This is a genomic window from Streptomyces sp. Z423-1 (assembly GCF_013009255.1).
GTDB lineage: Bacteria > Actinomycetota > Actinomycetes > Streptomycetales > Streptomycetaceae > Streptomyces > Streptomyces gossypiisoli.
This window is the reverse complement of sequence record NZ_CP053109.1, coordinates 8,657,333-8,678,566: the sequence shown is the minus strand read 5'-3', so window position 1 is coordinate 8,678,566 and position 21,234 is coordinate 8,657,333. Positions and strand designations below refer to the sequence as shown.

Annotated in this window: 22 protein-coding genes; 5 read left to right on the top strand and 17 right to left on the bottom strand. The window is 70.5% G+C overall.

What is annotated here, in order from left to right; genetic code table 11:
- Nucleotides 1-5: 5 nt before the first annotated feature.
- Complete coding sequence (locus HJD23_RS39580; protein ID WP_171109268.1) at nt 6-815, bottom strand: ABC transporter ATP-binding protein; 810 nt, start codon at nt 813-815, stop codon at nt 6-8.
- A complete protein-coding gene (locus tag HJD23_RS39575) occupies nt 812-1,570 on the bottom strand; it encodes an ABC transporter ATP-binding protein (protein ID WP_171109269.1) in 759 nt (252 codons plus the stop codon). The genes HJD23_RS39580 and HJD23_RS39575 overlap by 4 nt, the downstream gene beginning before the upstream one ends.
- Before the next feature lie 187 nt (nt 1,571-1,757).
- Here HJD23_RS39575 and HJD23_RS39570 point away from each other — a divergent pair, with 187 nt between their 5' ends.
- Both HJD23_RS39570 and HJD23_RS39565 read left to right on the top strand, forming a co-directional pair.
- Nucleotides 1,758-3,053: a helix-turn-helix domain-containing protein gene (locus HJD23_RS39570; protein ID WP_171109270.1), complete on the top strand. Its 1,296-nt coding sequence runs from the start codon at nt 1,758-1,760 to the stop codon at nt 3,051-3,053.
- Nucleotides 3,050-3,715 carry a TetR/AcrR family transcriptional regulator gene (locus HJD23_RS39565; RefSeq protein ID WP_197973798.1) on the top strand — a complete coding sequence of 222 codons (666 nt, stop codon included), beginning with the start codon at nt 3,050-3,052 and terminating at the stop codon, nt 3,713-3,715. Before HJD23_RS39570 ends, HJD23_RS39565 begins: the two co-directional genes overlap by 4 nt.
- Before the next feature lie 78 nt (nt 3,716-3,793).
- On the opposite strand, the gene HJD23_RS39560 is transcribed toward HJD23_RS39565, so the two are convergent.
- The 7 genes from HJD23_RS39560 to HJD23_RS39530 form a co-directional block, all read right to left on the bottom strand.
- A complete protein-coding gene (locus HJD23_RS39560; RefSeq protein ID WP_171109271.1) occupies nt 3,794-4,576 on the bottom strand; it encodes an SDR family oxidoreductase in 783 nt (260 codons plus the stop codon).
- 1 nt (nt 4,577) lies between these two features.
- Nucleotides 4,578-5,807 (bottom strand): acyl-CoA dehydrogenase family protein, encoded by a 1,230-nt coding sequence (locus tag HJD23_RS39555; protein ID WP_171109272.1) that lies wholly within the window; start codon nt 5,805-5,807, stop codon nt 4,578-4,580.
- Nucleotides 5,794-6,606, bottom strand: a complete 813-nt coding sequence (locus HJD23_RS39550) for an enoyl-CoA hydratase-related protein (protein ID WP_171109273.1) — start codon at nt 6,604-6,606, stop codon at nt 5,794-5,796. The genes HJD23_RS39555 and HJD23_RS39550 overlap by 14 nt, the downstream gene beginning before the upstream one ends.
- Nucleotides 6,603-7,421 (bottom strand): SDR family oxidoreductase, encoded by an 819-nt coding sequence (locus HJD23_RS39545; protein WP_171109274.1) that lies wholly within the window; start codon nt 7,419-7,421, stop codon nt 6,603-6,605. Before HJD23_RS39545 ends, HJD23_RS39550 begins: the two co-directional genes overlap by 4 nt.
- A 142-nt stretch (nt 7,422-7,563) precedes the next feature.
- Nucleotides 7,564-8,256, bottom strand: coding sequence for a TetR/AcrR family transcriptional regulator (locus HJD23_RS39540; RefSeq protein ID WP_171109275.1), 693 nt, complete (start codon nt 8,254-8,256; stop codon nt 7,564-7,566).
- A gap of 258 nt (nt 8,257-8,514) precedes the next feature.
- Nucleotides 8,515-9,144, bottom strand: coding sequence for an HAD family phosphatase (locus tag HJD23_RS39535; RefSeq protein WP_240980921.1), 630 nt, complete (start codon nt 9,142-9,144; stop codon nt 8,515-8,517).
- 10 nt (nt 9,145-9,154) lie between these two features.
- Complete coding sequence (locus HJD23_RS39530) at nt 9,155-10,354, bottom strand: acetyl-CoA C-acyltransferase (RefSeq protein WP_171109277.1); 1,200 nt, start codon at nt 10,352-10,354, stop codon at nt 9,155-9,157.
- Between the two features lie 256 nt (nt 10,355-10,610).
- On the opposite strand from HJD23_RS39530, the gene HJD23_RS39525 reads away from it, so the two are divergent.
- Both HJD23_RS39525 and HJD23_RS39520 read left to right on the top strand, forming a co-directional pair.
- Nucleotides 10,611-11,450, top strand: a complete 840-nt coding sequence (locus tag HJD23_RS39525; protein ID WP_346770328.1) for an alpha/beta hydrolase — start codon at nt 10,611-10,613, stop codon at nt 11,448-11,450.
- Between the two features lie 95 nt (nt 11,451-11,545).
- Entirely contained in the window at nt 11,546-12,367 is an 822-nt protein-coding gene (locus HJD23_RS39520; protein ID WP_171109278.1) for a hypothetical protein, read from the top strand.
- Between the two features lie 352 nt (nt 12,368-12,719).
- Here HJD23_RS39520 and HJD23_RS39515 read toward each other — a convergent pair whose 3' ends face one another.
- The 3 genes from HJD23_RS39515 to HJD23_RS39505 all read right to left on the bottom strand — a co-directional run bounded on the left by HJD23_RS39515 (nt 12,720) and on the right by HJD23_RS39505 (nt 15,496).
- Nucleotides 12,720-13,493, bottom strand: coding sequence for an SDR family NAD(P)-dependent oxidoreductase (locus tag HJD23_RS39515; protein WP_171109279.1), 774 nt, complete (start codon nt 13,491-13,493; stop codon nt 12,720-12,722).
- The gene (locus HJD23_RS39510; protein ID WP_171109280.1) at nt 13,490-14,497 is read right to left on the bottom strand and encodes an NADP-dependent oxidoreductase; all 1,008 of its coding nucleotides are present in this window, start codon (nt 14,495-14,497) and stop codon (nt 13,490-13,492) included. Before HJD23_RS39510 ends, HJD23_RS39515 begins: the two co-directional genes overlap by 4 nt.
- 606 nt (nt 14,498-15,103) lie before the next feature.
- Nucleotides 15,104-15,496, bottom strand: coding sequence for a hypothetical protein (locus tag HJD23_RS39505; protein ID WP_240980920.1), 393 nt, complete (start codon nt 15,494-15,496; stop codon nt 15,104-15,106).
- Between the two features lie 209 nt (nt 15,497-15,705).
- Here HJD23_RS39505 and HJD23_RS39500 point away from each other — a divergent pair, with 209 nt between their 5' ends.
- Nucleotides 15,706-16,947 carry a cytochrome P450 gene (locus HJD23_RS39500; protein WP_171109282.1) on the top strand — a complete coding sequence of 414 codons (1,242 nt, stop codon included), beginning with the start codon at nt 15,706-15,708 and terminating at the stop codon, nt 16,945-16,947.
- Here the strand turns inward: HJD23_RS39500 and HJD23_RS39495 are convergent, their stop codons facing one another.
- The 5 genes from HJD23_RS39495 to HJD23_RS39475 are packed head-to-tail and all read right to left on the bottom strand — an operon-like array spanning nt 16,948 to nt 21,049.
- On the bottom strand, nt 16,948-18,306 hold the full coding sequence (locus tag HJD23_RS39495; RefSeq protein ID WP_171109283.1) for a cytochrome P450: 1,359 nt from the start codon (nt 18,304-18,306) through the stop codon (nt 16,948-16,950).
- A complete protein-coding gene (locus HJD23_RS39490) occupies nt 18,303-18,941 on the bottom strand; it encodes an ATP/GTP-binding protein (RefSeq protein WP_171109284.1) in 639 nt (212 codons plus the stop codon). The genes HJD23_RS39495 and HJD23_RS39490 overlap by 4 nt, the downstream gene beginning before the upstream one ends.
- A complete protein-coding gene (locus tag HJD23_RS39485) occupies nt 18,919-19,278 on the bottom strand; it encodes a DUF742 domain-containing protein (RefSeq protein ID WP_171109285.1) in 360 nt (119 codons plus the stop codon). The genes HJD23_RS39490 and HJD23_RS39485 overlap by 23 nt, the downstream gene beginning before the upstream one ends.
- Nucleotides 19,275-19,688 (bottom strand): roadblock/LC7 domain-containing protein, encoded by a 414-nt coding sequence (locus HJD23_RS39480; RefSeq protein WP_171109286.1) that lies wholly within the window; start codon nt 19,686-19,688, stop codon nt 19,275-19,277. Before HJD23_RS39480 ends, HJD23_RS39485 begins: the two co-directional genes overlap by 4 nt.
- Nucleotides 19,685-21,049 (bottom strand): ATP-binding protein, encoded by a 1,365-nt coding sequence (locus HJD23_RS39475; protein ID WP_171109287.1) that lies wholly within the window; start codon nt 21,047-21,049, stop codon nt 19,685-19,687. The genes HJD23_RS39480 and HJD23_RS39475 overlap by 4 nt, the downstream gene beginning before the upstream one ends.
- Nucleotides 21,050-21,234 lie beyond the last annotated feature (185 nt).

Here is a 21,234-nt window from a genome sequence, read left to right as displayed (position 1 = left end):
GGCGCTCACCCGGCCTTCCGGGCGCTGACGGAGACACCGAGGTACACCTCGGCGACCTGTCCGTCCTCCCGGATCTGCTCAGCCGGTCCGGACAGCACCAGGCGGCCGGCCTCCAGTACGTGCGCCCGGTGCGCGATGTCCAGCGCGAGCTGGGCGTTCTGCTCGACGACGACCACAGTGGTGCGTTCCTCCTCGTTGACGGCACGGACGATCTCGAACAGTTCACGGGTGACCAGCGGGGCGAGCCCCAGGGACGGCTCGTCCAGGAGCAGCAGCGAGGGCCGCAGCATCAGCGCCCTGCCGATGGCGAGCATCTGCTGCTCCCCGCCGCTGAGGCTGCCCGCGGCCTGACGCGAGCGCTGGCGCAGCTTGGGGAAGTAGCCGTAGATCCGCTCCAGGTCGGCCGCCACGGCCGCCCGCTCGGCGCGGCCCCGCCGCCCGAGACCGGTGCGCAGGTGGGCGCCGACGCGCAGGTTCTCCTCGACGGTCAGGTCGTTGAAGGTGCCCCGGCCCTCGGGCACATGCGCCACGCCGAGCCGGGCGGCCTGCTCGGGCGAGCGGCCCAGCAGCTCCGTGCCGTTCAAGGTGATCGAGCCACGGCCGCGGACCATGCCGCACAGGGCCCGCAGCGTGGTGGTCTTGCCCGCGCCGTTGGGGCCGAGGATCGCGCACACCTCGCCACGGGCGACGGAGAAGTCGAGGCCCTGGAGCACGCGGGCCTGGCCGTATCCGGCGTGCAGGCCGGTGACGTTCAGAAAGTCCGGCTGCTCCGCACCCTCCGCGGCCTCGGTGCGCTCTGTGGTGGGCTCGCTCATGCGGCCACCCCCAGGTACGCCTCGATGACCGCCGCGTCGCGCTGGATCTCCTCGGGCGTGCCCTCGGCGATCTTGCGGCCGAAGTCGAGGCAGACCACCTTGTCGCACAGGCCCATCACGAAGCCCATGTGGTGTTCGACCACCACGAGGGTGAGGTCGAAGTCCTGGCGGACCGACCGGACCAGATCCGCGAATTGGCCGACCTCGCCGTGGCTGAGCCCGTTGACGGGTTCGTCGAGCAGCAGCAGCCGCGGCCGTACCGCGAGCGCCCGGGCGAGTTCGACACGTTTGAGCGTGCCGAACGGCAGCCCGGAGGCGGGGTGGTCGGCGACGTCCGCCAGGCCGAGTCGCCGTAGCAGGTCGTCCGCCTGGTCACGTAGTTCCCTCTCCTCTCGCCGGACGCGGGGCAGCCGGAGCGCCGCGGCGAGGTGTCCGGTGCGCCCCCGGCTGTGGGCGCCGACCATGACGTTCTCCCGGACGGTGAGCCGCGGGAACAGGCCGAGGTTCTGGAAGGTGCGGGCGATGCCGCGCCCGGCCACGGCGTGCGGCGGAAGGGCGAGCAGGTCCACACCCTCGAACCGCACCGATCCCGCATCGGGGGTGCAGCGCCTGGTGAGGCAGTTGAACAAGGTGGTCTTGCCGGCTCCGTTCGGTCCGATGAGCCCTACGGCGGTGCCCGGCTCGACGGTGAACCCGACACCGTCCAGTGCCGTGATCCCGCCGAAGCGCACGCTGATACCGTCGACCGCGAGCATGAGTGACGCCCTTTCCGACGTGCTGGGGGGTGGGCGAGCGTCACAGTAGGTGGGGGTGTTCCGGGCGCACATTGGGTGTGAGCACCCAACTTCCGGGACGCCGGACTGTGCGCCGCGCACAGGTGCCCGCGGATGTCTCACCCCGACCCTGTTGACGGAGCACGACGCGGGGGCGACGATCGGCGCCATGCCTCGTGGTCCCGTTCTGGGCACCCCCCGACTCTCCGAACCGCTCCGCCGGGAGCGGCGGCGGATCCTGCACACCGTCCACGACCGGATCGAGGAGGTGGCGGAGACCGCCGTCGAGGTGATGCGCGCGGAGATCCCGTCGTACGCGCTGCAGGACGAGCGGTTCTTCGACGACGTACGGGGCCAGGTGCTCGAGCACTACCGGATGCAGCTGGCGGCGCTGGCCGGCGACCGGGACATCGCGCCCGAGGACCTGGTGTTCAGCCGCGCGGCAGCGATGCGCAGAGCACGGGCGGGGTTCGCCCTGGAGGACTGGATCAGTGCCTTCCGGGTCGGCCGGCAGGTGCTGTGGGATGCGCTGCTGGACTGCGCTGGTACCTCCGCGGAGGCCCAGCAGGCGGCGCTGTCCCTGGTCACCCCGCTGATGCGGTACGTCGACTACGCCAGCACCCATGCCGCGCAGGCCTATGTCGAGTACCAGCAGCACGTGGTGGCGGACGCGGACCGGGAGCGCCGGGATCTCCTGGACCAGCTCCTGGCCGGCGTGGCACCGACGCGCGGTCCGCTGTCCGCCGCGGCGCAGGCGTACGGCATCGGTCCGCGCTCGCCGATGATGGCGGTCGTGGCCGTGTGCGTCGACAACACCGGCACTGGGGACCTCGCCTCGGCGGAGCACGGGTACGCCTCAAGCGCGTCGATCAGCGTCGCCGGGCCCTGGGCGGGCAGAACCCTGGTCGTCGTACGCCACGGCGAGGTGGTGACCGTGCCCGTGGTGCGGGCCGGCATGGACGCGGAGGACATATGCGCCCACTTCGAGGCCGTGCAGCGGCGGCTCGCGCGGGAGGGGACCATGCTCTCCATGGGCATCAGCACCGTCGCGCAGGGCGCTGCCGAAATGCCGCGCGCCTACGCGGAGGCGCGGGCCGCCCTCGACCTGGTGCCCCGCGGGGGCGGGGTGGCGGCGCTGCCGCGGCTGTCCCCCTTCGACTACCTGGCGCTGCGCGCCGACGACCTCGCCCGCCAGCTGGTCGACTGCCGCGTGCGGGCGCTGCTGAAGGAGGACCGCAGACGGGGCGACACGCTGGCCGCCACCATTCGGGCCTTCGCGGAGGCGGACCTCAACCTACGGCTGGCCGCCGACCGACTGCGGATCCACCACAACACGGCGCACTACCGGTTGCGCCGCATCGAGGAACGCACCGGCCGCAATCCGCGCCGGATCGCCGACCTCCTGGAACTTCTGGTCGCCCTCGCCATCCGCGACGGGGCCGGGGAAGGTGAGGACGACCAGTGAGCGGCATCGCGGAGTCCGCCGGGACCGAGGCGGCGCGTCACCTGCCGGAGGAACAGGCGAGCATGGGCCCGTCGCAGGGCCACGCCGGTCAGGACAGCTCGATCCGGCGCGCGCTGCTGAACGCCGCGCTGGACGTGTTCACCGAGCGCGGTTACACCGACGCCGGCCTCACCGAGATCGCGGCGCGCTCCGGCATCCCGGTGGGCAGCCTCTTCCAGCACTACGGCGGAAAGCGAGGGCTCTACCTCGCCCTCTGGGAGGAGTTCCGGGCGGAGCAGGAGCGCCGGACCGCGGCCACGGTGACCGCCGAGCGCGGCCGCGGGGTGGACGACCCCATCGCCCTCTTCGTGGCGGGAGCCAGGGCGTACCTGGAGGGTGCCTGGGACAACCGGCGGCTCGGCAGACTCCTCGTGGGGGACGACGGCCCAGCGGGCTTCGACGCGCTGCGCCGCCAGTGGGACCGGGCGTGGGTACGGCGCAACGCCCGGCTCCTGGAGGTGGACGAGAAGCGACGTGCCGGGCGGGTCCGGGTGAGGGTGCTGACCACCGTCATCGGAGGGGCGGCGCGTGAACTGGGCGACTGCGGGGACGAGACGGAGGCCCGGGAGATCGTGGACGAGGTGTGCGGGATCCTGATCCATCTGTCGGCACCGCCCGGTTGACCCGGAAGCGTGGCTCGACGGGGCGCCTCCCGAGGAAGCGTCCGGCGGTTCTGCACACCGGACGCCCGGTCCCCCACCTCAGACCCCGATGGTGGCTCCTTGCCTGAACGGGAGCGCGTCACCGAGCAGTTGCCCGCCGTCGATCACCATGGTCTCGCCGGTGATCCAGCTCGCGGCGTCGGAGACGAGGAAGGCGACCGCCGAGGCGATGTCCGCCGGCTCCCCGATGCGCCCCAGTGCCGTCGAGGCGGACACTGTCTCCTCGTGCTCCTTCCACAGCGCCTCGGCCAGCTTGGTGCGCACCACACCCGGTGCCACCGCGTTGACGCGGACCTTCGGCGAGAGTTCCAGGGCCAGTTGCTTCGTGAGGTGGATCAGTGCTGCCTTGGACGCGTTGTACAGCCCGATGTTCGCCTCGAAGGCCATGCCGCCGACCGACGCCGTGTTGACCACCGCACCGCCGTGCTCGCCCATCCAGGCCCGGGTGGCCAGTCCCGTCCACAGGACGGGAGCCCACAGGTTGACGTCGAAGGTCTTGGCGAACCGGCCGTGGTCCTGGTCGATGACCGGCCCGAAGGCCGGGTTGGTTCCCGCGTTGTTGACGAGGATGTCCAGGCTTCCGAAACGCTCCAGGGTCAGATCCACACAGCGCTGTGCCGCCTCTTCGTCGACCGCGTGCGCGCCGACGCCGATCGCGGTGCCCCCGACCCGGGCCGCGGCGGCATCCGCCGCCTCCTGGGACCGGGAGGTGAGGACGACGTTGCCGCCGGCAGCGGCGATGGCCTGGGCGATCGCCAGCCCGATGCCGCGTGAGGCGCCGGTGACGACGGCGGTGCGGCCGGTGAGATCGAGTCCTGCCATCTCAGTTCACCGCCGCCGTCGCCGCGTCGCGGTACTGCCGCAGTTCCTGCTTGGCGATGGCCCGCTTGTGGACCTCGTCGGGACCGTCCGCCAGCCGCAGCGTCCGCAGATGCGCGTACATCATGGCCAGCGGGAAGTCGTCGGTCACCCCCGCTCCCCCGTGCACCTGAATCGCGCGGTCGATGATCTTCAACGCGATGTTAGGGGCGGCCACCTTGATGGCCGCGATCTCGGTGCGGGCTTCCTTGTTCCCGACCGTGTCCATCAGGTACGCGGCCTTGAGCGTGAGCAGGCGGATCATCTCGATGTCGATCCGCGCTTCCGCGATCCAGTCCTGGATGTTGGACCGTTCGGCGACCGGACTGCCGAAGGTCACCCGTGACTGTGCGCGCCGGCACATCAGTTCCAGTGCCCGCTCGGCCGCGCCGATCGCCCGCATGCAGTGGTGGATACGGCCGGGCCCGAGCCGGGCCTGGCTGATCGCGAAGCCCTCGCCCTCGCCCTTGAGGAGGTCCTTGGCCGGCACCCGGACGTTCTCGAAGATGATCTCCGCATGGCCTTCGCGGTCCGCGTACCCGAACACCGGGAGGTTGCGGACCACGGTGACGCCGGGGGCGTCGATCGGGACGACCATCATCGACTGCTGGCGATGCGGGGCCGCCGTGGGGTCGGTCTTGCCCATCACGATGAGCACCTTGCAGTTCTTGTGCATCGCGTTCGAGGCGAACCACTTGCGGCCGTTGAGCACGTACTCGTCGCCGTCGCGCTCCATCCGCAGCTCGATGTTGGTGGCGTCGGAGCTGGCGACCCGCGGCTCGGTCATCGCGAAGGCCGAGGCCATCGTCCCGTCGAGCAAGGGCTTGAGGTACTTCTCCTTGTGCTCGTCGCTGCCGAACAGCGTGAGCACCTCCATGTTGCCGGTGTCGGGAGCGTTGCAGTTGCACGCTTCCGGGGCGATGTGGCTGCGCCCCATGATCTCCGCCAGCGGCGCGTACTCGAGGTTCGTCAGACCGGGGCCCCACTCGGGGTGCGGGTGGAAGAGGTTCCACAGTCCGCGCCTGCGCGCCTCCGCCTTGAGTTCCTCGAGGATCGGCGGGTGGAAGTGCGGGTCGCCCGACGCGCGCATCTGCTCGTCGTAGACCGCCTCGGCGGGGTAGATGTGCTCATCCATGAACTCGAGCAGATCCGCCCGGTACTTCTTGGCGCGGTCCGACATCTCAAACAGGGACATCCGAACTCCTGACGGGTAGGGAGAGAAAGTTGGGCGGGCGCTTGTCCAGGTGACTGGCCACGCCTTCGACGACGTCGGACCCGCGGAAGGCCTGGAGCATGAGGCCTTCCGCCCGGGTCACGGAATCGGCGTAGGTGCCGTCCGCGTCGTTGCTCAGTTGGCTCTTGATGGTGGCCATGGATGCCGGGGAGCAGCGCCTCGCCAGGTCGGCGGCGTACGCGACAGCGGCATCCACCACGCTGCCGGTGGGGGCCAGGTGGTCGAGGAGTCCGATACTGAAGGCCTCCTCGGCGTCCACCATGCGACTCGACAGCAACAGGTCCGCTGCCCGGCTGTGACCCACCAGCCGGGGCAACAGCCAGGAGATCCCGTACTCGGCGATCAGCCCGCGTTGCGCGAATGCCGTGGTGAACCGGGCCGAGGGCGAGCCGAAGCGGATGTCGCAGTAGAGCGCCTCGACCATGCCCAGGCCGGCGGCCACTCCGTTGATCGCTCCGATCAGCGGTTTGCGCAGGGTCCGCGGAATGTCCCGCGGACGGCGCGGTGCCCGGTCCGCCTCGGAGACCTCGCCGACCGCCTGCAGCCGTTGCAGGTCGGCTCCGGCGCAGAATCCGCGTCCCGCGCCGGTGACCACGACGGCGCGTACGTCCGGGTCGTCCTCGGCGGCGTCGAGCAGCGCGAAATAGCGGTCCTCGAGTTCGTCGGTCCAGGCGTTCAGCTTCGCGGGCCGGTTGAACGAGAGCACCAGCACCGGCCCTCGGTGTTCGGCGAGGACGAGCTCGCCCGGCGCGCCGGTCATGCCTGCGCCAGCAGGGAGCGCTGGTACCGACGCATTCCGCGCAGCCACCGGTCGTAGTCCGAGCCCTTCTGCCGGTACATCTCAAGCACGTCTTCGTGCGGGAGGATCAGGAAGCGCTCGTCCTCGATCGCGGCCAGGACGGAGTCGGCGACTTCGGCCGGCTCCAGGACGTCACCGGCGGAGGTGACAGCCCGCGTCGCGGCTCTTCCCAGCGCGTCCCCCGAGTCCTCCCCGGAGAACAGCAGCCTGGTGTTCACGCCCATCGGGCACAGACAGCTGACCCGGACCCCGCGGTCGCCGTAGGTGACACTCAGCCACTCGGCGAAGGCGACGGCCGCGTGCTTGGTGACGGCGTACGTGGCGGAGCCGACCTGGGTGAGCAGTCCGGCCGCCGAAGCCGTGCTGACGAAGTAGCCCTCACCGCGCTCGAGCCACCGCGGTACCAGCAGCCTTGCCGCACGGATGTGGGCTCGCAGGTTGACGTCGATCGAGCGGACCCAGTCCTGCTCGCTCGCGTCGAGGCCGAGCGCCCCGGCGATGCCCGCGTTCGCGAAGTAGAAATCGACCGGACCGAAGGCGCTCTCCGCCAGGTCGACCAACTGCTGGATCTGCTCGGTGTCCGACACGTCCGCGCCGGCGCTGACGGTGCTTCCCGGATGGTCGGCGTTGACGCTCTCCGAGACCGCCCGCGCGGTGTCCGCGTCGAGGTCCGCGACGACGACCCGGGCGCCCTCGCGAGCGAGCCGTGCGACCAGCGCGCTGCCGATGCCGCCACCCCCACCGGTGACGACGGCGACTCTTTCTGCAACGTTCACGGCAACCCTCTCCGTTGACGGGGCCTGCGATGCGTCCAATCTATAGTTGAATCCGACGTCAAGTTCAATAGTTGCCCGCACGGAACCACATGGAGAAAGCCGCCCAACCCCAAGGGGTATGAGCGGCTACGAGGCAGGCGGATCAGTGGTGGCCGGGGAACCGCAGGGCGTTCGCCCAGAGGCGGGTGACCGTGGACACGAGTTCCTCGAAGTCCACCGGCGTATCTTCTTCTTGTCCTTCACTGCGCACGAAGGCGTTGTAAGCCATGACGCTGACCATGCCGGACAGCGCACGGGACGCCATCATCGGATCGACCTCACGGTCTGCGACACCCCGCGTCTGCAGGTCGGCGATGCCGCGGGCATTGCGGCGGATGAACGCGTCGGCGCGCCGCCTTCGGAACTCACGGAACTCCGGCTCCACTTGGGCGACCTGCTCCAGCAGTGCCATCAGCTTCGCGTTCCGCTTGTATGCCGCGAGGTAGGCGCGGTTGCTCGCCTCGAGTACCGCATAGGGATCGTCGGTACCCTGCACCCGGCCCATGCCCGGGTGCATCATGTCCTCCTGCGCCTCCAGGAGGACGGCGGCAAGCACTTCTTCCTTGTTGGCGAAGTAGGTGTAGAAGGATCCCGCCGCGCATTGAGCCTCTTTGGTGATGTCGGTCAGGCGGGTGTCGAGGTAGCCGTCCCGTTCGAACACCTTCCGCGCGGCTTTCACCAAAGCGGCCCGTGTCCGCGCTCCACGCTTCGTCGTGGGTGGCTCACGGAGGTGCGAGAGGGGCGCCATGGGCGGTGCCTTCTCGCCGTCGATCTCCTCGGGCGCAGTAGTGTCCATCCAGGGAACTGTACTTGAATCCGACACCACAATCATTAAACCCGCGAGGCGGGGCGACGAGCGCCTCGCCGTCACCGGGGTAGACATTGCAACCGCCGCGGCGAAGTCCGCCGGATTCCTATCACCCGCCGCGTGCAGCAGCGCGTTCCACATGGCCGGTACGCCGACCATGATGGTGGTCCACTGATCCGTCTGCGCCGCGCAGTGCGATGTTGTCGGGAGTGGCGGGCGCGGGGCGGCACACACGATCGGTATCGGTCAGGCGGTGATCCCGAAACGTTCGGCGAGTTGGCGGCGGGTATCGGCGGCGCTGGTGTGCAGTACGCCCCCGATTCCGATCCGTGCCGCTCCGTCGAGGTTCTGCTGCAGGTCGTCGATCATGACTGCCTCCTCGTGGTCGATGCCGAGGCGTTCACATGCGATCGCGTAGATCCGCCGGGAGGGCTTGCGGATCCCGACCTCGGAAGAGATGACGATCACGTCGGCGACAGCGGCGAGGTCGACGCCGTCGTAGGTTCCAGTGCCGAACGAATTCGACACGAGCGCAACGGGGTGGCCGGCGGCTCGGAGATCACCGAGCAGCGCGAGCATGTCCTGGTCGATCGACATTCCCGCTTGCATCCGGGCCGTGAGCCCCTCGGCCGACACCTCCGCGCCGTGGGCACGGAGACGTTCGGCGAATCCTCGCTCGAAGGCTTCGGCGTCGATACGGCCGCACTCGTGGTCCGCCAGGAGGGTACGTGATGGCTGGTCCCGGCCGAGGAGTTCCAGCGGCAGGCGCGGGTCGCCGCCGAGCGAGGCGCCGAAGTCGGTGAAGGCCCGCAGCACACTGGAGGTGATGACACCGCCGAAGTCCACCAGGACCGCGCTTCGCGCCTTGTCCGTCACGCCCGCCACTTCAGGCGACCTCGAACAGTCCGGCTGCGCCCATTCCGCCGCCGATGCACATCGAGATCACCACATACCGAACGCCCCGGCGCTTGCCCTCGATGAGGGCATGCCCCACCAGCCGGGCACCGGTCATTCCGTAGGGATGACCGACCGAGATGGCGCCGCCATTGACGTTGAACCGCTCCGGGTCGATGTGCAGTTCGTCCCGACAGTACAGCGCCTGGGAAGCGAACGCCTCGTTGAGTTCCCACAGGCCGATGTCGTCGATGGTGAGGTCGTGCTGCTTGAGCAGCTTCGGAATGGCGAACACCGGCCCGATGCCCATCTCGTCCGGCCCGCAACCGGCAACGGCCATACCCCGGTAGACACCCAGCGGTTCCAGTCCGCGGCGCTCGGCCTCCTTCGACTCCATCAGCACCGACGCCGAAGCCCCGTCCGACAGCTGCGAGGAGTTGCCCGCCGTGACGCTGGAATGCGCGCTCACCTGACCGTCGGGCAACACGGGCGCCAACCCGGCCAGGCCCTCGAGCGTGGTCGACGCGCGGTTGCCCTCGTCCCGGGTCAGGGTCACGGCCTCGTCCCGCACCTCCCCGGACTGCTTGTCCAGGACCTTCTTGACGCTGGGGAGCGCGACGATCTCCTGGTCGAACCGGCCGGCCTCCTGCGCCGCCGCGGTGCGCTGCTGCGACACCAGCGCGAACTCGTCCTGGCGTTCACGGCTCACGCCGTAGCGTTCGGCGACGATCTCCGCCGTGTGCAGCATCGGCAGGTAGATGCTCGGCCTGTGCTCGACCAGCCAGGGATCCGCCATGCGGTGGGTGTTCATGTGGTCGTTCTGCACCAAGGAGATCGACTCGACACCGCCGCCGACAGCGACCTGCATGCCGTCCGTGACAATCTGCTTGGCGGCCGCCGCAATGGCCATCAGGCCCGACGAGCACTGCCGGTCGATCGACATGCCCGACACGGTGTCCGGAAGTCCGGCACGCAGAACGGCCTGACGCGCGACATTGACACCGGAGGATCCCTGCTGCACGGCGCAGCCGAAGATCACATCCTCGACCTCGCCTCCTTCGAGCCCGGCGCGCTGCACGGCGTGCGACAGGGCATGGGCGGCAAGTTCCTGCGCCTGGGTGTCGTTGAACGCGCCGCGGTAGGCCTTTCCGATCGGCGTCCGTGCCGTCGAAACGATGACTGCTTCCCTCATGTCGCCTCACTGCTTCCTTTTGGTTCGGTTCGTCCGTGAGCTGCGGGGCCGGAAATCCGCGCTCCGTGGGCCGGGATCGATGTCGGCGGGACTTGCCTTACGCCACCGGCGGTGCGCCGAGGGGACGGTCAACGAGCACGGGAGTCGTCCTCCCGACCGGTTATAGTTGAATTCGGCGTCAAGTTCAACAGTCGACCTTGACAGTCCACTCTCCCTGGGGGAAGTCTACCGACCAGTCAGTATGGGGAGGTGGATCGTGACCAAGCTGAGCATCCGCACGGATGCGGGCGTGTTCGACGCGATCGCGGCGGGTCCGCCCGAGGGTCGCCCGGTGCTGTTGCTGCACGGCTTCCCGCAGATGGGGCTGGTATGGCAACGGCAGATCGAGGCGCTGGCGGCGCGCGGCTACCGCGTCGTGGCACCCGACCAGCGCGGGTACTCCCCCGGCGCCCGCCCCCAGCGACCCGAGGACTACCGCATCGGCCTTCTCGTCGACGACGTGGTCGCGATCAGCGAGGAGCTCGGCTGGGCGGCGTTCGACCTGGTCGGCCATGACTGGGGAGGCGCCGTGGCCTGGTGGACCGCGCACGCCCACCCCGGCCGCGTACGCACCCTGACGGTTGTCTCGACCCCGCACCCCGGCGCACTGGCCACCACCCTGCGCACCGACCAGGATCAGCGCACACGCTCCCGCTACATGATCGACTGGCGCGAAACACCCGCGACCGAGGAGCGCATGCTCGCCGACGACGCCAAGGAGCTTCGCGCCGCTTACGCCGGAAAGGTCCCGCAAGACAGTGCGGACGCCTACGTGCGCCACCTGTCCCAGCCGGGCGCTCTCACCGCGGCGCTGAACTGGTACCGGGCCGGCCGCCCCGACGGCGCGATCGGCGTCATCGACGTGCCCACGCTGTACGTCTGGAGCACGGAGGACAGCGCGTTCGGCCCGGCAGCCGCACAGGAGACGGAGCGGTGGGTCAAGGGGCCGTACCGCTTCGAGACCCTCCAGGGCGTCAGCCACTGGATCCCCGAGGATGCGCCCGAAACGCTGAGCCGCCTGCTGCTCGAACACCTGCGAGCGCACGGCGAGTACTGAACCGGCAGCGAATGCCCCGTTCAGCGAATACCCGGTTCACCGCATGCCCCGTTCACCGCATACCCCGCTCGTCGACTCTCCGAAGAGGTGACCCGATGAAGGCAGCACGCGCGTCCTGGCGCCGTCTCGAGCCCGTACACGCCATGATCTACTTCGTCCCCGAGGGAAGGCGACGGTACGCGGACCTAGGCCTGAGCGGACGCGCCGGGTACTTCACGTCCCGGAGCGCCGCGTTCGGCCGAGCATCCGCCGAGCTGGTCATCTCGACCTTCTACAACTTCAACCCCGCTTTCGTACGGCGGGCGGTCGACGGAGCCTGGGACGCAACGACGCCGCAGCAGGTGTTGGACGCGCGGTACGCCGCGGCGGACGAAGCCCTGCGGCGGGCGGGAATCCACGAGTTGCCCGACTTGCACGAAGTCCTGGCGCTGACCCGCCGGGCCGCCGAGGCGGCTTGCGAACATGCGCAGGGCCGCCCGCTGTTCGCCGCTCATGCCGCGCTGCCTTGGCCGGAGGAGCCGGTACTGCAGCTGTGGCACGCCCAGACACTGCTCCGGGAGTTCCGCGGAGACGGCCATGTCGCGTGTCTGCTGAGCGAGGGCGTCGGGGGCTTGGAGGCCCTGATCCTGCACGCCGCGACCGGTGAGGTTCCCGTCGACTTCCTCAAGGCGAGCCGTGCATGGCCCGAGGAGGAGTGGGCCGGCACCCAGGAGCGCCTGCGCGAGCGAGGTCTCCTCGACGGCGACTCCCTCAGCCCAGAAGGCGTACTCCTGCGCCGGCACATCGAGGACCGCACCGACCGTCTGGCCCTTCCCGCCTACGCCACCCTCGGTGACGCCGGCTGTGAGCGTCTCGCCGAACTCGCGAGGCCCTTCGGCCGCGCGGTCGTCGACGCCGGCCTTCTCAATCTGGGCTGACCGGGCCCTTGTCCCCTCCGCCTCGTGCTTCATCCGCTGGAACTGGTGGCCATGCCCTGAGTCATCGAGGTCGGCGCGGAACCAGCCTGGTTGCTGGGCCTGCTTCGCGGGGCGCCCCCTGCGCCGCGAGGCCAGTGCCGCCGATCGGCGGCACGAATCAGCCCACTGCCGCGCGACTCTGAGGTCGCCTGCCGAAGGTCGGTTTTCCCGGCCGTATCCGGAGCAGCCGGGGCTCGGCCAGACGGCCCGGCTGCCCCGGACCCGTGCGACTCGGCTCGGCCGCCGTTGCCGCGGCCACCGCCGAGCAGTGACACCGGCAGCCCGTGGCGGACACGGACTGCCGTGCGCCTTCTCAGATGCCGACGGGCTTACCCGGACCAGGCACGTGACGGAAACGGAACGGCTCCGGGTCGCGTCCGGCCTGGACGAACCAGCACTCCCCCGTGCCGTCGCCGGTGACGATCCGCAGTACCGTGTCCGCCACGACCTCGGCCGGGATGATCGGCAGTTCCTGCTCGGCGAGCATGTCGCGCAGGTGGTCGATGATCCGCGACTCGGCGAACCCCGGGCAGACGGCGTTGAAGCGCACGTTGTGAGGCGCGAGAGCCGGTCCCAGGGAGCGTGCGAGTCCCACGACAGCATGCTTGTTGGCCCCGTACAGCGGATCCAGCGGTACCGCCGCCAGGCCCGCCAGGGACGCGGTCGCCACGATCGCTCCGCCGCCGCGGGCCCGCATCGCGGGCAGCACCGCGTGGGTGCCGAAGACCACGCCGTCGAGGTTGGCCCCCATCGCACGGCGGTAGCGCGCCAGGTCGAAGTCCTCGCCGACGCCGCATCCGGTCACCACCCCCGCGTTGAGGAACGCGATGTCGACACCGCCGCACTGCTGCTCGGCGAAGTCCACCAGCGCACGGTTGGCCTCGAGGTCGGACACGTCGCAGGCACGGAAATGGCCGTCGATCATCTCGGCCACCTCGCGGCCGCCCCGCGCGTCGAGGTCCGCGGCCACGACGCGCGCCCCCGCCTTGGCCAGCGCCAGCGCCGTGGCCCGGCCCAGTCCGCTCGCTGCGCCGGTGACGATCGCCACCTTGCCCTGGAGCGCGGCCCCGCTCTCGGCGGCCGTCATGCCAGCTCCAGGACGAGCTTGCCGACGTTCTCGCCGCGGAAGAGCATCTGCAACGTCTCGGGGAAGTCGTCAACGGTCCCCCTGACCACGTGTTCCTTGACCTTGATGCGGCCGGCGCCGATCCAGGCGGAGATCTCCTGGGCGGCCTCGGCGTAGCGCTTGGCGTAGTCGAAGACGACGAAGCCCTCCATGCGGGCGCGGCGCACCAGCAGCGAGAGGTAGTTCGAGGGGCCCTTGACCGGGGTGGCGTTGTTGTACTGACTGATCGCACCGCACACCACGACGCGCGCGTGCATCGCCAGCCGGGTCAGGGCGGCGTCGAGTATGTCACCCCCCACGTTGTCGAAGTAGACGTCGATGCCGTCGAGGGCGTGGCCGCGCAGCGCCTTCCTGACGTCCTCGGCGCGGTAGTCGATCGCCGCGTCGAATCCCAGTTCGTCGGTGAGCAACGCGCACTTCTCCGGCCCTCCGGCGATGCCCACGACCCGGCAGCCCTTGGCCTTCGCGATCTGACCCGCGATGGTGCCGACCGCGCCGGCCGCCCCCGACACCACGACGGTCTCGCCGTCCTTGAGCGCCCCGACGTCCAGCAGGCCGAAGTAGGCGGTCATGCCGGGCATGCCCAGCGCACCCAGATACGTCGAGGGCGGGGCGAGCGAGGTGTCGATCTTCATGGCGCCCTTGCCGTCGGAGACCACGTACTCCTGGACGCCGAAGGTTCCGACCACGTGATCACCCGGCTGGAAGTCGGGGTGGTTCGATGCGGTGACCTCGATGACCGATCCGGCGCGCATCACCTCACCGATGCCCACCGGCGGCAGGTAGGAGGGACGGTCGTCCAGCCAGCCCCGCATCGCCGGGTCCAGGGAGATCACGCGCGTCCGGCCCGCGAACCGGCCCGGGCCCGGCTCGTCGACGGACCCCGCACAGTGCTCCCAGTCATGGGGTTTGACCTCGCCCACGGGGCGGGCTGCCAGACGGATCTGGCGGTTGGTCGCAGACATCGCGCCTCCTGTCGTCGCGGCTCTCCGCGAGCATACCGACCAGTAGGTACGTCGACTGTCGTGATATTGACCACAAGCCACTCCCCCGTCAGATGCCTAGGGTTCCCGGGCTCGTCGAGCCATCGGTCGACACTGCCTTCCGGATGCGACCTTGAGCTCGGTCAGCACCGCCCTGTCGCTGCGCGGGCGGGCGGGCCGCCCATCGCGATCGGCGGAGGCACGCCCCGTTCCACCATCCCGCAACGGCGGGCTGAGCCCACAGCTCGGCTCGACGCCCCGTCCTCCCACTCGCCCGTCCCCCCGGAACTCGTCCGCGCACCCACGCAGCGAAGTCCGCCAGGCCGTGGCCCGATTCAGAGACGGTACGGCATCCACGGGGACGAGAGCGGCGTCTACGGGGACGCCACCCGCCACGCCCTCATGTTGCGCACGAAGTAGTGGCCGACAGCCGCGCGGCGGACAGCGGCCTCTTCCGGGAGACGCGGCGTCCGCCTCGGGCCATGGACGAGTTGCCGCTCGATTCCGGTGAAAGAGTTCCGCCGATTCGGAGTTGCGATCACGGCCGAGCGACGGCACGACACCCCGCGGATCCCACCCCGGCCGGGCTCAGGATCGGCCGGGGTGGGTGTCAGGGGCGGGGGACTTCTCGCGGAGGAGGGCCGTGCGGAGGGCGGAGTGCAGGCGGGGCGTGTTCGTCCACTCGTGGCCGCGCGACGGAGGGACCTGCCAGCACAGACCGGGGCATGTGACGTGATGGATCGGAGGGATCACCACGTGGCAGCCCCGGCCCAGGACACGCACCCGCGGGAGGTCCCAGTCGGCGGCGGAACCAGGCGGAATCAGCCAGTACAGGCGTTCACCGAAGCCGTCCCTGATCACGGCTCCCGTCTCGTCTCCGAGGTGCCGGAGTGCGTCGATCCCGAGGCCGAGCGGTACGCGTACGGCGTCCCACCAGCCACCCGCGGCCACGGTCCGCACCTCGACACTGCCCGGTTGCATCCACCACGGGGTCCTGCCGACTGTCATCACACTCACCGGCTCTCCGATCCGACATCCCGAACCGTAGGGCGGAGGCGAACCGCCGACTTGCGTCCGCGCGCAAGGAAGTTGTCCCCGTGCGCAGCGCCCGCCGACGGCTCTCGCCCGGACACGCTACGTTCAAGTAGCTTCACGCGTCGTATTGATGTGCGAGCAACTGGGAGGCTTCCATGCGACACCCCCGCCCCTTAGTGATCGACCCGACCGGCCGCGACATCCACGGCGAGGCCGCCCGGATCCGCGAGCGCGGATCGGTGACCCTCGTCGAACTGCCCGACGGTGTGCGGGCCTGGGCCGTCAGCAGTCCCGACCTCCTCAAGCGCCTCCTCACCGACCCACGCGTCTCCAAGGACCCGCGCCGGCACTGGCCCCGGTGGATCAACGGCGAAATCTCCCCGGAGTGGCCGCTTTTCACCTGGGTCGCGGTGCAGAACATGTTCACCGCCTACGGAGGCGAGCACAAACGGCTGCGCGCCCTGGTCTCCAAGGCGTTCACCGCCCGCCGCACCACGGCGCTCCGGCCCCGTATCGAGGAGATCGCCGCGGCCCTGCTGGACCGGGTCGAGGTGGCCGGACGGCACGGCCAAGTCGTCGATCTGCGCGAGGAGTTCTGCTATCCGCTGCCGATCCAGGTGATCAGTGAACTTCTCGGCCTGCCCGAGGAACAGGGTGCGGAGCTACGGGCCGTCGTGGACGGCGTCTTCCACACTTCCGCCACCCCGGAGGAAGTCACCGACAACTACGCACGGTTCTACGCGGCGCTGGGCGAACTCGTCGCCCTCAAGCGGCGGTCGCCGGGCGACGACCTCACCTCGGCGCTCATCGCGGCACGCGCCGACGGCGACACCCGGCTGAGCGAGCAGGAACTGCTCGACACCCTGGTGCTCATGGTCAGCGCCGGCCACGAGACCACGGTCAACCTGATCGACAGCGCAGTCCACCTCCTGCTGACCCATCCGGACCAGCTCGCCCACGTCCGCTCCGGCCGCGTCTCCTGGGAGGACGTCGTCGAGGAGGCGCTGCGCATGGAGGCGCCCGTCGCCAGCCTGCCGCTGCGGTACGCCGTCGAGGACCTCGTCATGAGCGAGTTCGGCGGTCCGGACGGGGTGGTGATCGGCAAGGGCGAGGCCATCCTCGCCGCGTACGCGGCCGCCGGACGTCACCCCGGCAAGTACGGCGAGGACGCCGACCGCTTCGACGTCACCCGCGTCGACAAGGAGCACCTCGCCTTCGGTCACGGCGTGCACTTCTGCCTGGGCGCACCACTGGGGCGGCTCGAGGCCCGCATCGCACTCCGGGCACTTTTCGACCGCTTCCCCGGACTCCGACTCGCCGTTTCTCAGGACGAGTTGGAGCCGGTCGACTCCTTCATCTCCAACGGCCACCGCTCCCTTCCGGCACGCCTGTCCTGATCACTCGCCGCGCCACCACGCCAGCAGCCGGGCGGCCCGTCCGCGCCGCTCGCGGCGGGCCTCGGGCGCCGCGGACGGGCGCGGCGTCGGCGCGGTGCGCTCCACGGGCTGCTCGTCGTCGGCGGCGCGCTTGGTGACGGTGGTCGGCGGAAACGTCACCGGCAACGCGGCCAGCGCTCGGTGGAAGGGGCCCGGCCGCCATGTCAATTCCTCGACGGGTACGGCGAGTTCGACTTCGGGAAGTCGGTCGAGCAGCTTCTCCACCGCGACTGCGGCGATCAGCCGGGCCGGACTCTGCGCCGGGCAGTTGTGTGGGCCCGCGCTCCACGCCAAGTGGGCGCGGTTGCCCGCACGCTGATCCACTGTCAGGGACGGGTCGGTGTTCGCCCCGGCGAGACTGACCACGAGCGGATGCCCCGCCCGCAGCAGCACCCCTTCGTAGACGACGTCGTGGATCGGGTAGTGCACGGCGTAGTTGGCCATGGGCGGGTCGGTCCACAGCACCTCGTCGAGGGCGTCGTCCACCGGCATGCTGCCGCCCGAGAGGCTGCCGGCGAACCGGTCGTCGGACAGCAGCAGCCGCAGGCTGTTGGCGATCAGGTTCTGCTGGGGCTCGGTGCCCGCGCCCATGAGCAGGACGAGGGTGTGCACCATCTCCTCGTCGGTGAGCCCGGCGGGATGGTCCATGAGCCAGGACGTCACATCCGGCCCGGGCCGCCGGCGCTTCAGCGCGACGAGGTCCAGCAGAGTCGTCGCGAGCAGTTCGTTCGCCTTCTCGGCGTCCACTCCGTCGAAGATCCCGGACATGCCCCGCACCAGCCGCTCTCCGTAGTCGGCCGGGCAGCCGAACAGGCGGTTGAACACCAGCAGGGGAAGCACCTGGGCGTACTCGCCGAGCAGATCGGCCTGCCCGGCCGGGGCGATGCGGTCGATGAGCGTGTCCGCGCTCGCCTCGACGTAGCCACGCAGGGTGGCGGGGACGACCCGGGCCAGGCTGTCCGTGATCGCGCCGCGCAGCCTGCGGTGTTCCGCGCCGTCCGTCCACAGCGCGTTCGGCCGGTACATCATCATCGGCACGACCGGGCTGTCCATCGGGACGGTGCCGTCCGCCAGGTCGTTCCAGCGGCGGGGGTCCTTGGAGAACGTCTCGGTGCTGCGCAGCACGTGCAGGGCGGCGTCGTACCCGACGACGAGCGATGCCTGCACGCCGGGCGCCAGCTCGACCGGCGCGATCGGGCCGGCGTCGCGCAGCCGCCGGTAGACGGCGGCCGGATCGGCGGCGAACTCGGGCCCGTACAGGGACTCGTGCGCGGGACAGCCGGGTGGCGGAGAGGGCGGTACGGGGGATGCGGAGGTCACGCGTGCTCCAGATGGCCGTCGGGGGTCCCCTCGCTCGGGCCGGGCCGAGAGTGGGAAAGGGTCAGGAGGTACTCGACGAGTCGGATGAGTGCCCGCGTGGACGAGACCCGGTCGCGGGCGTCGCAGCGGACGAGGGGGGTCTCGGGCAGCAGGTCGAGGGCCTCGCGCACCTCGTCGAGCTCGTACGCGGGGGCGTCGTGGAACTGGTTCAGGGCGACCGCGTACGGCAGCCCGTGCTCCTCCAGCACGCCCATGACCTCGAACGACTGACTCAGGCGGCGGGTGTCGGCGAGGACGAGCGCGCCGAGCGCGCCCCGCGTCATGTCCTGCCACAGCCGGGTGAAGCGCTGCTGGCCCGGGGTGCCGAAGAGGTAGAGCACCAGGCGGTCGTCGAGGGTGAGCCGGCCGAAGTCGAGGGCGACCGTGGTGGTCGTCTTGTCCCGCATGCCCGCCAAGTCGTCGACGAGGGCGCCGGCCTCGGTCATGACCTCCTCGGTGCGCAGGGGACGGATCTCGGAGAGCGTGCCGACGAACGTGGTCTTGCCGACCGCGAAGTGGCCCACGATCAGCAGCTTGACCGCCGTCTGCACACTGGGCCGCAGGTAGACGTCGTCAGAGGCGGGCGCGGAGTCCATCGAGCACCTCCTGGAGGATTCGGGCGTCGGCCGGCCGGGCGGCGGGAATCGGCGCGCGGGTGACGATGTGGCCGCTGTCCATGAGGTCGGCGATCAGCACTTTGGCCACGCCCACCGGCAGCGACAGATGGCCGGCCACCTCGGCCACGGACAGGGCTCCTGGGCGGCACAGCTCCATGAGCCTGCGCTTTTCCGGGTTGAGGCCGGTCAGCGGCAGATCGTCGCTCGCGATCAGCAGCGTGACCAGGTCCAGGGTGTTACGGGTGGGGTGGGCGCGGCCGTCCGTGACGACGTACGACCGCACCAGCCTGTCTGCGGGGCGGCGCCGGGGAGTCATGCCGGGCTGCCGGTGTCCTGCCGGGCGGGGCTGGTCAGCTCCTTGCCGAGCCGGTCGACGAGTTTGTGCATGCGGTAGGTGACCGCTTCCATGTCGACGTCCTCGCCGGTGGAGACCGCGAGGTAGGCGCCCTCTCCGGCGGCGACCAGGAAGACGTAGCCGTGCGCGAACTCGATCAGGGTCTGCCGCCACGGGGTGTGCGGGGTGCCGCAGAACTCGGCCGTGCTGCGGCTGATCGACTGGACGCCGGACAGGCCCGCGGCCAGCCGTTCGGCGTCGTCCCGGTCGATCTCCTTGGAGAAGGCGCGGAGCATGCCGTCCGCGGAGAGCAGGATCGCGTGCCGCGCCTGCGGGACCTTCAGCACCTCGTCCAGCATCCAGCCCAACGTATTGTTGGTGGGCCCGGTCATTCGTGGCTGTTCCCTTCGTCGTCGTGGAGCGTGTGCCGGGCGGCCCTGCCGGAGCGGGTGCCGCGTGCGAAGGCGCCCAAGCGCCGGGCGTTCTCCTCGGCCGAGCGGCCGCCGACCTCGTCGGCCGGTACGGGCTCCGCGGCCGGTCGCCGTGCGGAGCGGCGACGGCGCCTGGGCAGGCCTCCCGGCGTGGTCGCCTCTGCAAGTTCGGGTTCGGTTTCGGTTTCGGGATCGGGGGCGAGGACGGCCGGATCGGCGGTGGGGGTCGTGCCGGGCGAGGGCGTCTGCGCAGGAGAATGCGGGGGCGCGGCGGCGGACGTGGGCGCCGGCGGTTCGGCGGACGGCGCAGCCGCCTGGACGGCGTCCAGGTGCGTGAGCAGGGCGGTCGGCAGGAACACCACGGCGCGTACACCGCCGTACGGGGAGAGCGTGCCCACGGAGACGCTGAACCCATAGCGCTGGGTGAGCGCGCCGACGACGGAGAATCCGAAGCGGGGCGGGTCACCGAGCCGGGTGATGTCCACCGCATGTGTGCCGGCGAGCAGTTCGGCAGCGTGCTCGGCCGCCCGGCCGTCCATGCCGACCCCGGCGTCGTCGATCACCACGCAGGCACCGTTGTGCACCGTCTGGACGGTGACCTCGACGGTCGTGCCCGGCTGCGAGTGACGTGCCGCGTTGTCGAGGAGTTCGGCGACCGCGAGCACCACCGGTTCGACCGCCCGGCTCCGCACGGCGATGTCGACCTCGCCGTTGATGCGGATGCGCCGGTAGTCGCGGATGCGGGAGGTGGCACCGCGTACGACCTCGATGAGCGCGGAGGTGGCGCGCTGGCGGCCCGGCCACGAGCCGCACAGCACGGCGATGGCCTGGGCACGGCGGCCGAACTGGGCGTTGGCGTGGTCGATTTCGAGCAGGTCGCGCAGCACGCCGGGGTTGTCGTGCCGGTCCTGCATCTCGGCGATGGACACCTGCTGTTCGTTGGCCAGGGCTTGGATGGAGCGCATCGACGCCTTCAGGGCGGCCTTCGCCGACTGGTCGGCGCGAGACCGGGCGTGCTCGACCGCGCCGGCGAACCGTTCCAGGACACCGTCGAGACCTTTCGCGAACTCCGTGTCGGCCAGCCGGTCGTCGAGCAGACCGACGGCCCGGACCTGCTGGTGGGCCGCGTCCTGCAGCGCCGGTAGGCGGGCCGAGACGAGGTGGCGCAGTTCCTCGTCCCGGGCCCGCAGGCCGTCCCTCAGTTCCGCGTTCCGTCTGCGCTGCCGTGCGGTGATGCCGCGTTCGCGCACCAGCAGCACGGCGACGGCGAACAGGCCCACGGCCAGGCACCAGAACACCGCCTCCGGTATCCGTTCCGTCATCAAGTCCTCACAGCAGGTGGCGGGTCGACGGGCGCACGACGGTAGTGGCGCGTTGGCGTGCGCACTTGTCCGTGCGCGCAAGGAAGTTGCCGTGGGACGCAGACGCGTTCGTGGGGACCGGCCGATCGCGGCGGCTTGTCCCCGGCGTAGGCCAATGAGGCTGGGACGATTCCGGAAACCGATTG

What these genes read in the sequence shown, in the direction of transcription:
- HJD23_RS39555 (WP_171109272.1), bottom strand. Translation starts at nt 5,807, where the DNA reads ATGTCCCTGTTTGAGATGTCGGACCGCGCCAAGAAGTACCGGGCGGAT.
- HJD23_RS39480 (WP_171109286.1), bottom strand. Translation starts at nt 19,688, where the DNA reads ATGACCGGGCCCACCAACAATACGTTGGGCTGGATGCTGGACGAGGTG.
- HJD23_RS39500 (WP_171109282.1), top strand. Translation starts at nt 15,706, where the DNA reads ATGCGACACCCCCGCCCCTTAGTGATCGACCCGACCGGCCGCGACATC.
- HJD23_RS39505 (WP_240980920.1), bottom strand. Translation starts at nt 15,496, where the DNA reads ATGCAACCGGGCAGTGTCGAGGTGCGGACCGTGGCCGCGGGTGGCTGG.
- HJD23_RS39580 (WP_171109268.1), bottom strand. Translation starts at nt 815, where the DNA reads ATGAGCGAGCCCACCACAGAGCGCACCGAGGCCGCGGAGGGTGCGGAG.
- HJD23_RS39475 (WP_171109287.1), bottom strand. Translation starts at nt 21,049, where the DNA reads ATGACGGAACGGATACCGGAGGCGGTGTTCTGGTGCCTGGCCGTGGGC.
- HJD23_RS39515 (WP_171109279.1), bottom strand. Translation starts at nt 13,493, where the DNA reads ATGACGGCCGCCGAGAGCGGGGCCGCGCTCCAGGGCAAGGTGGCGATC.
- HJD23_RS39530 (WP_171109277.1), bottom strand. Translation starts at nt 10,354, where the DNA reads ATGAGGGAAGCAGTCATCGTTTCGACGGCACGGACGCCGATCGGAAAG.
- HJD23_RS39490 (WP_171109284.1), bottom strand. Translation starts at nt 18,941, where the DNA reads ATGGACTCCGCGCCCGCCTCTGACGACGTCTACCTGCGGCCCAGTGTG.
- HJD23_RS39570 (WP_171109270.1), top strand. Translation starts at nt 1,758, where the DNA reads ATGCCTCGTGGTCCCGTTCTGGGCACCCCCCGACTCTCCGAACCGCTC.
- HJD23_RS39485 (WP_171109285.1), bottom strand. Translation starts at nt 19,278, where the DNA reads ATGACTCCCCGGCGCCGCCCCGCAGACAGGCTGGTGCGGTCGTACGTC.
- HJD23_RS39520 (WP_171109278.1), top strand. Translation starts at nt 11,546, where the DNA reads ATGAAGGCAGCACGCGCGTCCTGGCGCCGTCTCGAGCCCGTACACGCC.
- HJD23_RS39510 (WP_171109280.1), bottom strand. Translation starts at nt 14,497, where the DNA reads ATGTCTGCGACCAACCGCCAGATCCGTCTGGCAGCCCGCCCCGTGGGC.
- HJD23_RS39540 (WP_171109275.1), bottom strand. Translation starts at nt 8,256, where the DNA reads ATGGACACTACTGCGCCCGAGGAGATCGACGGCGAGAAGGCACCGCCC.
- HJD23_RS39560 (WP_171109271.1), bottom strand. Translation starts at nt 4,576, where the DNA reads ATGGCAGGACTCGATCTCACCGGCCGCACCGCCGTCGTCACCGGCGCC.
- HJD23_RS39550 (WP_171109273.1), bottom strand. Translation starts at nt 6,606, where the DNA reads ATGACCGGCGCGCCGGGCGAGCTCGTCCTCGCCGAACACCGAGGGCCG.
- HJD23_RS39575 (WP_171109269.1), bottom strand. Translation starts at nt 1,570, where the DNA reads ATGCTCGCGGTCGACGGTATCAGCGTGCGCTTCGGCGGGATCACGGCA.